The sequence below is a fragment of the Flavobacterium sp. genome, from assembly GCF_025352015.1.
In the GTDB taxonomy this organism is placed as follows: domain Bacteria; phylum Bacteroidota; class Bacteroidia; order Flavobacteriales; family Flavobacteriaceae; genus Flavobacterium.
This window is the reverse complement of sequence record NZ_JANXUG010000024.1, coordinates 26,531-40,566: the sequence shown is the minus strand read 5'-3', so window position 1 is coordinate 40,566 and position 14,036 is coordinate 26,531. Positions and strand designations below refer to the sequence as shown.

12 protein-coding genes are annotated in these 14,036 nt (G+C 36.8%); 5 read left to right on the top strand and 7 right to left on the bottom strand.

Annotated features, from left to right (window positions below; genetic code table 11):
- From Q0Q96_RS02825 to fahA, 5 genes are all read right to left on the bottom strand, one after another.
- Nucleotides 1–1,434, bottom strand: a 1,434-nt coding sequence (locus Q0Q96_RS02825) for a 3-hydroxyacyl-CoA dehydrogenase family protein (RefSeq protein WP_293871478.1), incomplete at its 3' end; no start/stop codon positions are given.
- An 80-nt stretch (nucleotides 1,435–1,514) separates the two neighbouring features.
- Nucleotides 1,515–1,946, bottom strand: a complete 432-nt coding sequence (locus Q0Q96_RS02820; protein WP_293871477.1) for a MarR family transcriptional regulator — start codon at nucleotides 1,944–1,946, stop codon at nucleotides 1,515–1,517.
- A gap of 244 nt (nucleotides 1,947–2,190) precedes the next feature.
- Nucleotides 2,191–2,901: a YebC/PmpR family DNA-binding transcriptional regulator gene (locus Q0Q96_RS02815; protein WP_293871475.1), complete on the bottom strand. Its 711-nt coding sequence runs from the start codon at nucleotides 2,899–2,901 to the stop codon at nucleotides 2,191–2,193.
- Between the two features lie 76 nt (nucleotides 2,902–2,977).
- A complete protein-coding gene (gene gcvT / locus Q0Q96_RS02810) occupies nucleotides 2,978–4,060 on the bottom strand; it encodes a glycine cleavage system aminomethyltransferase GcvT (RefSeq protein WP_293871473.1) in 1,083 nt (360 codons plus the stop codon).
- Between the two features lie 66 nt (nucleotides 4,061–4,126).
- Nucleotides 4,127–5,410, bottom strand: a complete 1,284-nt coding sequence (gene fahA / locus Q0Q96_RS02805) for a fumarylacetoacetase (RefSeq protein ID WP_293871472.1) — start codon at nucleotides 5,408–5,410, stop codon at nucleotides 4,127–4,129.
- Nucleotides 5,411–5,520: 110 nt separating this feature from the next.
- On the opposite strand from fahA, the gene glyA reads away from it, so the two are divergent.
- Entirely contained in the window at nucleotides 5,521–6,795 is a 1,275-nt protein-coding gene (gene glyA / locus Q0Q96_RS02800) for a serine hydroxymethyltransferase (RefSeq protein WP_293871471.1), read from the top strand.
- A gap of 272 nt (nucleotides 6,796–7,067) precedes the next feature.
- Nucleotides 7,068–7,661, top strand: a complete 594-nt coding sequence (locus tag Q0Q96_RS02795) for a tRNA-(ms[2]io[6]A)-hydroxylase (protein ID WP_293871469.1) — start codon at nucleotides 7,068–7,070, stop codon at nucleotides 7,659–7,661.
- A 357-nt stretch (nucleotides 7,662–8,018) separates the two neighbouring features.
- Here the strand turns inward: Q0Q96_RS02795 and Q0Q96_RS02790 are convergent, their stop codons facing one another.
- A complete protein-coding gene (locus tag Q0Q96_RS02790; protein WP_293871467.1) occupies nucleotides 8,019–9,077 on the bottom strand; it encodes a hypothetical protein in 1,059 nt (352 codons plus the stop codon).
- Between the two features lie 373 nt (nucleotides 9,078–9,450).
- On the opposite strand from Q0Q96_RS02790, the gene Q0Q96_RS02785 reads away from it, so the two are divergent.
- Nucleotides 9,451–10,491 (top strand): GMP reductase, encoded by a 1,041-nt coding sequence (locus Q0Q96_RS02785; RefSeq protein ID WP_293871466.1) that lies wholly within the window; start codon nucleotides 9,451–9,453, stop codon nucleotides 10,489–10,491.
- Between the two features lie 14 nt (nucleotides 10,492–10,505).
- Here Q0Q96_RS02785 and Q0Q96_RS02780 read toward each other — a convergent pair whose 3' ends face one another.
- Complete coding sequence (locus tag Q0Q96_RS02780; protein ID WP_293871464.1) at nucleotides 10,506–11,081, bottom strand: pentapeptide repeat-containing protein; 576 nt, start codon at nucleotides 11,079–11,081, stop codon at nucleotides 10,506–10,508.
- A 108-nt stretch (nucleotides 11,082–11,189) separates the two neighbouring features.
- Here Q0Q96_RS02780 and Q0Q96_RS02775 point away from each other — a divergent pair, with 108 nt between their 5' ends.
- A complete protein-coding gene (locus Q0Q96_RS02775) occupies nucleotides 11,190–12,308 on the top strand; it encodes a VWA domain-containing protein (RefSeq protein WP_293871463.1) in 1,119 nt (372 codons plus the stop codon).
- 175 nt (nucleotides 12,309–12,483) lie between these two features.
- Nucleotides 12,484–13,941, top strand: a complete 1,458-nt coding sequence (locus Q0Q96_RS02770; protein WP_293871462.1) for a magnesium chelatase — start codon at nucleotides 12,484–12,486, stop codon at nucleotides 13,939–13,941.
- The last annotated feature ends 95 nt before the right edge of the window (nucleotides 13,942–14,036 follow it).

Sequence of the window (14,036 nt, the reverse complement as noted above, 5' to 3'; positions counted from 1 at the left end):
CCATACTTTTTTGCTTTTTCGGATGTTATTCAGGATAATGAAACTATCTTGACTAGAAATTTTAGTTTGCGATTTGTTTGGAATGTTATAGCAATAAGTTGCGCCTTCTTTTATGGTATAAAAACTTGTAGTTCCAGAAGCCAGCATTTCGGCAACCCAAGACGCGGGCGAATAACCTTCGGCTTTCATTAATTCGATTCCTTTTTCAACTCCGATGGCATCCCAAATTTCGAACGGACCATTTTCCCAACCGAAACCTGCTTTCATAGCATCGTCAATTTTATATAACTCGTCTGTGATTTCTGGAACTCTATTCGAAACGTAAGCAAATAGTGACGACAATGATTTTCTATAAAATTCGCCTGCTTTGTCTATTCCGGTTACCAAAACTTTAAAACGATCAATTGGTTTATCGATGGTTTTAGTCAATTCTAAAGTTGCGAAAGAGGCGCGTTTTGCAGCTCTGTATTCTAAAGTATCTAAATCTAAAGTTAAAATTTCTTTAGCTTCTTTTTTGTAGAAACCTTGTCCAGTTTTGCTTCCCAGCCATTTGTTTTCCATCATTTTACTGACAAAATCGGGAAGTTTAAATAACTCGTGAGCTTCGTCGTTAGGACAATTTTCATAAATTCCGTTAGCAACATGAACCAAAGTATCCAGACCAACTACGTCAACAGTTCTAAATGTGGCCGATTTTGGGCGACCAATTACTGGACCAGTTAATTTGTCGACTTCTTCAATAGTAAGTCCCATTTCTTTAACCAAATGAAACAGACTTTGAATACCAAAAATTCCAATCCTGTTGCCTATAAACGCTGGAGTATCTTTCGCAACGACCGATGTTTTTCCTAAAAATTGCGATCCGTAATTGGTCAGGAAATCTAGTACTTCAGCAGAAGTTTGTGGTCCTGGAATGATTTCAAATAACTTTAAATATCGCGCGGGATTGAAGAAATGCGTGCCGCAAAAATGCTTCTGAAAATCGTCACTTCGTCCTTCGTTCATGAATTTTATGGGAATTCCAGAAGTATTTGAAGTTACTAACGTTCTTGGTTTTCTGTATATCTCGATTTGTTCAAAAACCAATTTTTTGATATCTAAACGTTCTACTACCACTTCGATAATCCAATCGTAATTGGCAATTTTGGATATATCGTCGGTGGTATTTCCGGTCGTTATACGACTAGCAAATTTTTGGTTGTAAATAGGCGTTGGACTACTTCTTAAAGCATTTCCCAAATGTTCGTTTACAATTCTGTTACGAACAGTTTTGCTTTCTAATGTCAAGCCTTTCTTTTCTTCTATTTCGTTTAATGCATTTGGAACAATATCCAAAAGCAATACTTCAACGCCAATGTTGGCAAAATGGCATGCTATGCCAGAACCCATTATTCCGGATCCGATTACTGCCACTTTTTTGATAATTCGTTTCATGTTTTTTTATTTGAGAGAAGAAATATTAGACTAAAAGATGATTGACTTTTTCATAAATTCGGATTCATCTATTATCTAATTTAAAAAATCTTCTTCTCTGCAATCAAATCATTTATAATGTCTGCAACTTCAACAAAATTTTGAAGCTTTTCTTCTGTTATATTTTTGCGAATGGTTTCATTAAACTTTAAAACTGTTTCTTTTGATTGTGTTCTTTTTTCTTTTCCAAATTCGGTGAGAAATATTAGTACACCTCTTCCATCATTTGGATTTTTCTTTCTTATTATTAAACCCTTTTCCTCCAAAGTTTTTAAAGTTCGTGTTAAACTTGTGGCTTCCATTCCCATTCTTGAGCTTATTGCTGTTGATGGCGTTCCATCGTCTTTGTCAATGCTTAAAAGAGCGAAGCCTACAGCCATTGAGCCATCAAATTTGGAGGCTTCTTCATTATACATTCTTGCCACTGCTTGCCACGTAGCTCGAAGTATATAATCAATGGTTTTATCTTTCATAAAAATCTATCTACTTAACAAATATACTTAAATTATTATGCATGCATACTATTTTAACAAAAAAACATTGCTTTTAAATTCATTAATAATAAAATTATACTTTTTGTGTTTGATCTATAGAAATTCATATTGTTTGTTAGCTAAAAAAACACGAAGGGTTTCAAATTTATTTTTGATTAGAAACAAAAAAAACTCACAGCATAACTGAAGTTTTTTAAATCTAATACTATTTAAGTTTCGAAACCTATTCTAACATGGTATGATACACATTCATTACGTCTTCATCTTCTTCGATTTTTTCTAATAATTTTTCTACATCCGCAACTTGAATTTCTGTAAGTTCTTTAGTAATTTGTGGAATTCTTTCAAAGCCCGACGATAAAATTTCGATGCCTCGATTTTCTAATTCTTTTTGGATTGCTCCAAAACTTCCGAATGGCGCATAGATTAATATACCATCTTCATCAGCAAAAATTTCTTCGGCACCAAAGTCGATAAATTCCAATTCTAATTCTTCAACATCTACGTTACTATTTGGGATACGAAAATTACAGGTATGGTCAAACATGAACTCAACAGAGCCTTGCGTTCCCATGGTGCCATTACATTTGTTAAAGTAACTTCTAATGTTGGCTACGGTTCTATTATTATTATCGGTTGCGGTTTCGATTAAAATTGCAATTCCGTGTGGTGCGTAACCTTCAAACAACACTTCCTTGTAATTGGCAGTGTCTTTATCGGATGCTTTTTTGATAGCACGTTCTACGTTTTCTTTCGGCATATTAGCCGATTTTGCATTTTGAATTACCGCTCTTAAACGCGAGTTAGCGTCAGGATTTGGACCGCCTTCCTTAACTGCCATTACAATGTCTTTACCAATTCGGGTAAAAGCCTTTGCCATGGCTGACCAACGCTTCATTTTTCTTCCTTTTCTAAATTCAAATGCTCTTCCCATTGCTAAAAAATGTATTTTGTATTGTTTTTATCGGCTGCAAAAATCAGGTATCTAATGCAAGCTTAAAATTTTGATTTTACTTTTTATAAAATGGCAATTTTACCACTATGGCTGCTACTTTATTATTGCGAATTTGAATGAAGATTTCGCTGTCTACTGTAGAGAAATCGGTTTTTACATACCCCATTCCGATTCCTTTTCCTAAACTTGGTGCCATAGTTCCCGAAGTTACAATTCCGATATTATTCCCGTTTGCATCTACAATTTCGTAATCGTGACGCGGAATACCTTTTTCTATAATTTCAAAACCAACGAGTTTTTTTGCAACTCCAGTTTCTTTTTGTTTTTTCAGGTTATCAGAATTGGTAAAGTTTTTGGTAAATTTAGTAATCCAACCCAGTCCAGCTTCCAAAGGTGAAGTGGTATCATTAATATCGTTGCCATATAAACAAAATCCCATTTCGAGTCTTAATGTGTCTCGAGCCGCCAGTCCGACAGGTTTTATTCCAAAAGGTTTTCCGGCTTCAAATATTTTATTCCAAACTTGCTCAACATCGGAGTTTTTGCAATAAATTTCAAATCCTCCTGAACCTGTGTAACCCGTGGCCGAAATAATTACGTGTTCAATGCCAGCAAAATCGGCTACTTCAAAATGATAATATTTTATCGCAGATAAATCTATAGAAGTCAAGGATTGCATCGCTTCAACTGCTTTTGGGCCCTGTATGGCAAGCAAAGAATATTCTTCTGAAATGTTTTTCATTTCCACACCTAAATCATTATGTGATGAAATCCAGTTCCAGTCTTTATCAATGTTTGAAGCGTTGACTACCAATAAATATTGGTTTTCTTTGATACGATATACGATTAAATCATCAACTATTCCACCGTCATTATTGGGCAAGCATGAATATTGTGCACGACCAATTTCCAACACCGAAGCATCATTAGAAGTTACTTTTTGAATTAAAGTCAATGCATTTTCTCCTGTTAATAAAAATTCACCCATGTGTGATACGTCAAAAACACCTACACCATTTCTAACTGTTTCGTGTTCGGCATTCACACCTTCATATTGCACAGGCATATTATATCCTGCAAACGGAACCATTTTTGCTCCCAGACTTTCGTGAATGTGTGTTAAAGCTATATTTTTCATTTTAATTTATAATTTAAATCAGGCACTTCGACTGCGTTTAGTGTGGCAGTTTGGAATTTAAAAGAGTTATTTTCTAACAAACGGCGGTAATAATTTACTCGAAACTTCGCCAAAACCTATTCGAACGGAGCTGTTTTCACAAAATCCTTTCATGATAACTGTGTCATTATCATTGATGAATTTTCGTTCGGTTCCATCGTTCATTTTAATGGGATTTTTTCCACCCCAAGTTAATTCAAGCATCGAACCAAAACTATTGGGAGTTGGACCAGAAATGGTTCCGGAACCCATCATATCTCCAGAATTGATTCGGCATCCGTTAGAAGTATGATGTGTCAATTGTTGGGACATAGACCAATACAGATATTTAAAATTGGATTTAGAAACCAAAGAGGCTGCTACATTTTCGGGTTCAATATATACTTCTAAATTGATATCGAAAGTATGTTTTCCTTTTTGTTGTAAATAAGGTAAGGGTGTTGGTTCTTGAACAGGTCCTTTGCATCGAAAGGGTTCCAAAGCATCCATAGTTACGATCCATGGAGAAATGGAGGAGGCAAAATTTTTGGCTAAAAATGGTCCCAACGGAACATATTCCCATTTCTGAATATCTCTTGCACTCCAATCATTTAGTAACACCATTCCAAAAATATAATCTTCGGCTTCGCTAATGGGGATGTTTTCTCCCATGATATTAGCATCAGTGGTTATAAAAGCAGTTTCTAATTCAAAATCTATCAATCGTGAGGCTCCAAAAACGGGTAAATTATCTCCGTTAGGTAATGTTTGTCCCATCGGACGGTGAACGGGAATTCCGGAGGGAACAATAGTCGAGCTTCTACCGTGATAACCTACTGGAATGTGCAGCCAGTTGGGCAATAAAGCATTTTCGGGGTCACGAAACATTTTACCTACATTGGTTGCGTGTTCTTTACTCGAATAAAAATCAGTATAATCGCCAATTAAAACAGGAAGTTGCATTTCGACATCTTCCATTTTGAAAATAATAATATCGCGATGTTCTTGGTTATCCCGAAGTGTTGCATTGTTTTGGTCAAAAATGTCACCAATTCTATTGCGCACCAATCGCCAGGTTTTTTTTCCATCCGATATAAAATCATTCAAAGTATCCTGCATGAACATATCATCGGTTAATTCGATTCCATCAAAATAATTCAATTGTTGTAACGCTCCCAAATCGATAGCGTAATCGCCAATTCGGGTTCCAATGGTGATGACATCTTCTTTAGTCAAGAAAACGCCAAACGGAATATTCTGAATAGGAAAGTCGCTGTCCTTGGGGACAGTAAGCCACGATTTTCGTCTGGGATTGTTGGTATCTAAAGGCATAATTAGTAGTTTAAGTTTGTTGAAAAATTCAGTAATCAAATATATCATTTACTATTAATTTACCAAACCATTTTTGTAATTTTGAGCACAATTAATAGAAATAAATTCAAATGCAACGCGACACACAAATTTTTGACCTTATTCTTGAGGAACAAGACCGACAAATTCACGGAATAGAACTCATTGCTTCAGAGAACTTTGTGAGCGACCAAGTGATGGAAGCGGCAGGTTCGGTGCTCACCAATAAATATGCTGAAGGATATCCAGGCAAACGCTATTATGGTGGTTGTGAAGTGGTAGATGTTATTGAGCAAATCGCCATCGACAGAGCCAAAGAACTTTTTGGTGCTGCTTATGTAAACGTACAACCGCATTCGGGTTCCCAAGCAAATACCGCAGTTTTTGCTGCTTGTTTAAAACCGGGCGACAAAATTCTTGGTTTTGATTTATCACATGGTGGCCATTTGACACACGGTTCTCCCGTAAATTTTTCAGGAAAATTATATTCTCCAAGTTTTTATGGCGTCGAAAAAGAAACTGGTGTGTTGAATTATGACACCATTCAAGAAATTGCCTTAAAAGAACAACCTAAAATGATCATCGCAGGAGCATCGGCATACTCTCGTGATATGGATTTTAAACGTTTTCGTGAAATTGCCGATAGCGTTGGAGCACTTTTATTAGCCGATATTTCGCATCCCGCGGGATTGATTGCCAAAGGTTTGATGAACGATCCAATTCCGCATTGTCATATCGTAACGACAACAACCCACAAAACTTTACGTGGGCCGCGTGGTGGAATTATCATGATGGGGAAAGATTTTGAAAATCCATGGGGATTGAAAACTCCAAAAGGTGAAATAAGAATGATGTCACACGTTTTAGATATGTCGGTTTTTCCAGGAAATCAGGGCGGACCTTTAGAACATATAATTGCGGCGAAAGCAGTTGCTTTTGGAGAAGCCTTATCAGATGAGTTTTTCACGTACCAAATGCAAGTCCAAAAAAATGCAAAAGCGATGGCGGCGGCATTCGTAAAACGAGGCTACCATATTATCTCGGGCGGAACAGACAATCACATGATGTTGATAGACTTGCGTAACAAAGAAATTTCTGGTAAAGATGCTGAAATAGCCTTGGGCAAAGCCGAAATTACAGTCAATAAAAATATGGTTCCCTTTGATGATAAATCGCCTTTTGTGACTTCAGGAATTCGAGTGGGAACACCAGCAATTACAACCCGAGGCATGGTAGAAAGTGATATGGAAACTATAGTTGATTTAATTGACCGAGTAATCTCCAATGCTGTGAATGATGAAATGTTAGAAGAAATGGCAGATGAAGTAAACGACATGATGAGCGAAAGAGCCATTTTTGTTTATTGAATATAGAAGGTGAAAGTCAAAAGTCATAAAGTCGAAAAGATTAGAAGGAATTTTATTGGTCGCAGAAATAGTTAAAACTATACATAATAGCGGATTTCACTTAAACTTAATAAAAAGAATAATCCTCGTAGAATTTCAGTCTGCCTGAATAAATTTATGAATTTAAAGTCCATATTGGTTTTATTTCCTTACTAGTTTCGGCTTTTGACTTTTAATCTACACAGTTCCGTGGAGTTATGCTGCGACTAGGGTCAAACTTTAAGACTAGATATATGGGAGTATTACGTTTAGAATTGCCAACAGACCCAAGATGGGTGAACATCGTTGAGAAAAACATAGAAGAAATTCTAACCGATCACGCGTGGTGCGAACAAAAAGCAGCTACCAACGCCATTACGATTATAACCAATAATTCGGAGTATGAAGATTTGGTTACCGATTTGCTGGCTTTAGCCAAAGAAGAATTAGACCATTTTGAACAAGTGCACACTATTATAAAAAAGCGTGGTTTAAAACTTGGTCGTGAGCGCAAAGATGATTATGTAAACGAGTTGGCGCAGTACATGAAACGAAGTAATACCGGAAGCAGAGTTTCAGGATTGGTAGAACGCTTGCTTTTTTCAGCTATGATTGAAGCCCGAAGCTGTGAACGTTTTAAGGTGCTTTCAGAAAATATCAAGGACGAAGAATTATCAGGATTTTATCGTGAGCTGATGGAAAGCGAAGCCGGACATTACAAAACTTTCATTACTTATGCCCGCAAATATGGCAAAGGCATAGATGTTGAAAAACGTTGGCGCGAATGGCTTGCTTTTGAAGCCGAGGTAATTGCTAATTATGGTAATAAGGAGACCATTCATGGGTAGTAGTACTTATACACTAATTTTTAGTAACTACCAAGCTATTTTTAGTGTTTACAAATTTTTAAAGTACCTTTTTTTTCGTTTGAATTTATTAGAACAACATAAACACCGAAAGGCAGGTTACTAGTGTCTAAAGTGTATGTAAAAGAATTCACGTTTTTTTTTCAATTCTTGCCCTAGATTGTTATATAGCATTAACTCAAAATTGTTTTCACTTTCATTTAGCATAAACGTGATTTTATCTATAAAAGGGTTTGGGTATGCCATAAATAAATGAGATTGTGTATTTTCATTAATACCTAAATTACAACTGGTAGCACTAAATAAAGTTGGTACTGAATTAAGAGTTCCGGCAGGATTTTAATACCGGGAATGGTAAATGGAAGTATCATTTTTAATACTTAACAATTCACCACCACCACCTTGATAAGTATCTAAATGTATGATTTGCCAATCGGTATCTGCGCCAATTTGGGTTGGGAACAAGATGTTATTATTGTTTCCCGTACCTAATCCTAGCTGATACCCATCATTTCTACCCCAACCCCAAATTGTTCCATTGGTTTTTAAACCTATTGTGGTGTATTGCGTGACTATTTTTTCCCAGTTAGACGCGTTTCCGATTTGTTCAGGTACTTCACTACTATATGTTGCTTGTCCATTTCCAAAATAGTACCCACCAGTAAGTGCTCCGGAAGTACCCCAACCCCAAAGAGTGCCGTCGTTTTTGATGCCAAAAAACATTGGAACACCTGTACCTCCACCTACCGCAGCGGTTTTCCATGTATTGTTTCCAATTTGGTGCGGAGAGCGGTAACTATCATTTAACGAAGCGTTTTGGTATCCGATACGTATACCATTACCGCCCCAAGTTAAGGTACCGTTAATTTTGATGGCACAGGATACGCCTGCAGATGACCTTGAAGCATAAACTTCTTTCCAGTCGGTATCTGTTCCTATCTGCAGAGGCGCGAAGCTATTTGCATTTAAGGGAAATGTGGGTATTCCAAAATTACCATCTTTATTATTTCCCCATACCCATAAAGTACCGTTGGTTTTGATGGCTAGAGTGTGTGAGCTACTAGTAACAACTTTTGCCCAGTCGGTATCCGTACCCAATTGCGTTGGTTGGGTGTATGGAGCATTGGTGGTTTGAGCCGCCGAACCTCCTCCGGCACCAGCGGTGATTCTTCCCCAACTCCACAGCGTTCCATTGGTTTTTATGGTAAGGGTAAAGGTTTCCCCTTGGGCAATGTTAGAAGTCCAATCGGAATCGGTGCCAAACTGAATAAATTCAGAAATGGTGTTGGTATTGCCTAATCCAAAGTAATCATTAGTATTAAATCCTTTTATCCATAATGTTCCCTCGGTTTTAAGCGTATAATATTTAAAAGCATGCCCTATAAAGTAGAGTAGCATTGCGCTGTGGTGGCTGTGCAGTAAAAAAGAATCGTTATGTAAAGTAGTGTTTTTTTCATGGGTTTAAATTTTAATGTAGTTGTGAAATTTTTGTACTAATTTATTGATTTATGGTTTACAAAAAGTATTTTGTGGTGTTTTTATAAATATTAAGGAACTTTTTTTATATGATTTTATTTAGTGAAATCGTTGTTTTCAAAGGAACAAAAACCTTAAAATAATTTCATACATTCGAAATAGTACATTCACAATTTTTATCTGACCTTGCCAGTTATTCCATTTTGGTTGTTAATAAATTAATCAATATTTTATTTAAAAAAGTAGGGCGAATGTACCTCTAAATGATATATTTGAAATCATATAATTTTGAATTATGAGAATTGAAACCGATATAAAATTGGGATTTAAAGATGTAATGATTCGTCCAAAACGCTCTACTTTAAACAGCCGAGCGCAAGTGAGTTTGGAACGAGAATTTAAGTTTCTGCACAGTACTTTAAGCTGGACTGGAATTCCCATTATGGCTGCCAATATGGATACGGTGGGCACTTTCGAAATGGCGTTGGCTTTAGCCAAAGAAAAATTATTTACCGCTATTCATAAACATTATACGGTGCAGCAATGGAATGCTTTTATCAAAGCTGCTCCCAGTGACATAAGCGATTATATTGCGGTAAGCACAGGAACAGGTAAAAATGATTTCAAAAAGATTGATGAAATTTTTGAGCACAATCCGCAGCTGAAATTTATTTGCATTGATGTTGCCAATGGCTATTCTGAACACTTTGTAGATTTTCTGCGTCAGGCTCGAAAACAATATCCAAACAAAGTCATTATTGCTGGAAATGTTGTTACAGGCGAAATGGTGGAAGAATTGCTTTTGGAAGGTGCCGATATTGTGAAAGTCGGCATTGGTCCTGGTTCGGTATGTACAACCCGAGTGAAAACAGGCGTTGGTTATCCGCAACTTTCTGCGATTATTGAATGTGCCGATGCTGCTCACGGACTTGGCGGACACATTATCAGCGATGGCGGATGCTCCACTCCGGGGGATGTGGCTAAAGCTTTTGGCGCAGGTTCTGATTTTGTGATGCTGGGCGGAATGTTAGCCGGGCATACCGAGAGTGGCGGCGATATGATTGAAATCAACAACGAAAAGTTCAAACAATTTTATGGTATGAGTTCAGAAACGGCCATGAAAAAACATGTTGGCGGCGTTGCTGAATATCGCGCCAGCGAAGGAAAGACTGTTCAAGTGCCGTTTAAAGGAAGTGTGAATGATACATTGCTGGATATTTTGGGTGGAATAAGAAGTACCTGCACGTATGTTGGTGCTTCCAAGCTCAAGGAGTTAACTAAACGAACTACTTTTATTCGTGTAATAGAACAGGAAAACCGAGTATTTACGAAATAATCTGCGGTTTATTTTTAAGTTTTAATCACCAAATCATATTTTTCCAAAAGTCCTTTCAACCCATCTGTAGAAAAAACAGCTTTCTTGACTTTGTTTTTTTCAGGGTCGATGGTGTAATCATAACTCGTGTAAAAATCAGTTTTGTGGGCAATCGTATCTATAAAAACAGCGCGTCGCAGATTGCAATGATCAAAAACGGCTTCGGTTAAATCGCTTGCCATAAAATCTACCGAAATCATACTGCAATTGATGAACTGCATTTTCTTTAATTTCAGCGCATAAAATTTGGCATAATCCAACAAGCAATCTTTGAAGTTAAACTCAAAAATTACTTGATCAGTCATCGCAAAATTAACCGCAGTAAAATCACATTTGGTAAACTGAACGCCGCGTAAGGATACATAATTGATTTTGGTATCCTTAAAATTACAATCAAAAAAATTGCAATCCACGAAACTCACGGTTTGGAAAATACAAGCTGTAAAATTGCAGTTGTGAAAGCTGCAGTTTTCATATTCCTTGTATTTAATATGGGCTTCGAGAAAGAAGACGTCTTCAAATTTCTGATTTAGTAAGTAGTCGAACAACATAGCTTTTTTTTTGAAGTGTAAATCTAAACATTTTAAGGAATTACTTTAACTCAAAATTAATAATCGTTGCAGCTCACTTTAACAGTTTATGTATTAATTTTATAACCTATGGAAAAAAATATAAAAAAAGGTTTTTTATTCAAAAAATATGAAGCACCCTATCAAGCGCCATTTGACAAATTATTTGAAATTTTTAAAGAATTAATCACACATACTTCGGGCGATTTTGAGGAAGCTATCGATTGGTTGCGACAGTTGGATGTAGAATATAAACTTACGGACTCTAGTTACACCATCGATGATTTTATTGAAGATTTAAAGAAAAAAGGTTACATCCGCGAGGAACTTAAAGACGATGGAACTTCGGGAACTGAAATAACAGCAAAAACAGAACGCGCCATACGGCAGCAAGCATTAGATCAAATTTTTGGTAACCTCAAAAAATCGGGGACAGGAAATCATAAAACCAAGTATTCTGGTGCTGGCGATGAGCAAACGGGTGAATTTAGAAACTACCATTTTGGCGATAGTTTAGAAAGTATTTCACTTACCGAAAGTTTGCGAAATGCCCAAATTAACAATGGTACCGATGAGTTTATGCTTACCGAAAATGATCTGGTGGTAGAAGATGCGCTATTCAAAGCCCAAATGAGTACTGTTTTAATGATAGACATCAGTCACAGCATGATTTTGTATGGTGAAGACCGCATAACGCCTGCCAAAAAAGTAGCGATGGCACTGGCAGAATTAATAACCACGCGTTATCCAAAAGACACTATTGATATTCTAGTTTTTGGAAATGATGCTTGGCCAATTGCCATAAAAGATTTACCGTATTTAAAAGTTGGTCCGTATCATACCAACACCGTTGCGGGATTGCAGCTAGCCATGGATATGCTGCGAAGAAAACGCAATACCAACAAGCAAATTTTTATGATTACCGATGGAAAACCAAGTTGCATTCGTGAAAAAAACGGCGAATATTACATGAACTCCAATGGACTGGACGATTACATTGTTGAACAATGCTACAATCAGGCCGCCCAGGCCAGGAAATTGCACATTCCGATTACTACATTCATGATTGCCAACGATCCTTATTTGCAACAATTTGTAAACCGTTTTACGGAAGCCAATCAGGGAAAAGCTTTTTATACGGGTCTGAAAGGACTGGGTGAAATGATTTTTGAAGATTATGAAACCAATAGAAAAAAGAAAATTAAATAGTTTTTGGGCGTTTCCCTTTGGGTCGGGCTTTTCGTTCCAATCTTTTTATTGTTTTGTCACATCGAGCGTCCTCGAGATGCTTTTTCTAAAACAATAAAAAGGATTTCCACTGCAATCTCTAACGCAAACTTTAGTACAAGATAAATATCAATTATAAAACAACATAAGAAAAGCAATGAATAATATAAACACACTAGGCGAATTAAAAGCATCAGGATACGTTTCCAGAAGTATTAAAGATGAATTGAGAGATAATTTGCGTGAAAAAATAAAATCGGGGAAACCCGTTTTTGAAGGTATTCACGGATTTGAAAACACGGTGGTTCCCGAACTAGAGCGCGCTATTTTATCACGACATAACATTAATTTACTCGGACTTCGCGGACAAGCAAAAACGAGACTTGCTCGAAAAATGATTGAACTTTTAGACGAATACATGCCAATAGTTTCTGGTTCAGAAATAAACGACGATCCATTAAATCCTATTTCACGATTTGCCAAAGATTTGATTGCAGAAAAAGGAAACGACACACCTATTTCATGGATTCACCGAAGCGACCGTTTTTCAGAAAAACTAGCAACGCCCGATGTTACAGTTGCCGATTTAATTGGAGATATTGATCCCATTAAAGCCGCAAATTTAAAATTGTCTTACGCAGATGATCGTGTAATTCATTTTGGAATGATTCCAAGAGCCAACCGTTGCATATTTGTAATCAATGAATTACCCGATTTACAAGCCCGAATTCAAGTGGCATTGTTTAATATTTTACAAGAAGGCGATATCCAAATACGAGGTTTCAAGTTGCGAATGCCCCTCGACATGCAATTTGTTTTTACAGCCAACCCTGAAGATTATACCAATCGCGGTAGCATTGTTACGCCATTAAAAGATAGGATTGGTTCGCAAATATTGACCCATTATCCAGAAACGGTAGCCATTGCAAGAACAATTACGGAACAAGAAGCGAAGCTCAACAAACAACAATCAGAAAGTGTTTATGTTCCTTCGTTGGCGAAAGATTTATTGGAACAAATAGCTTTTGAAGCGAGAGAAAGCGAATATATTGACAATAAAAGCGGCGTTAGTGCTCGGATGACGATTACAGCTTATGAAAATTTAATAAGCACCGCCGAACGCAGGGCTTTAAAATCGGGGATAGAAAAAACCACTGTCCGCTTATCCGATTTTATGGGAATTATTCCCGCTTTAACGGGAAAAGTAGAATTGGTTTATGAAGGCGAACAAGAAGGCGCAGCTGTGGTGGCACAACATTTAATAAGTGATGCCATTCATACTTATTTTCCAGCCTATTTTCCGAAGATTGAAAAACTTGAAAAAGATTTAGACAGCAGTCCTTATGCTAAAATCCTCGAATGGTTTTTTACCGAAACAGGTTTTGAACTTTTAGACGATGCTACCGATGCTGAATATAAAAAACAACTTGACGCGGTAATGCCGTTAGAGGATTTACTCCAAAAATACCAACCTACAATTGCCCACGAAGATAAATATTTCTTGAAAGAATTTGTACTTTGGGGTTTGGTAGAATATGATAAATTAAGTAAAGATAGAGTAGATACTGGGCACCAGTTTAAAGATTTGTATGGAAGTTACATCAGTAAATTATAGTTTATATAAATAATGAAGCCGTCTCAAAACAAAATTGAGGCGGTTTTTTATTTGGTGACCGCGTCTGGATTACAGCATATAAAACTTCAACTATC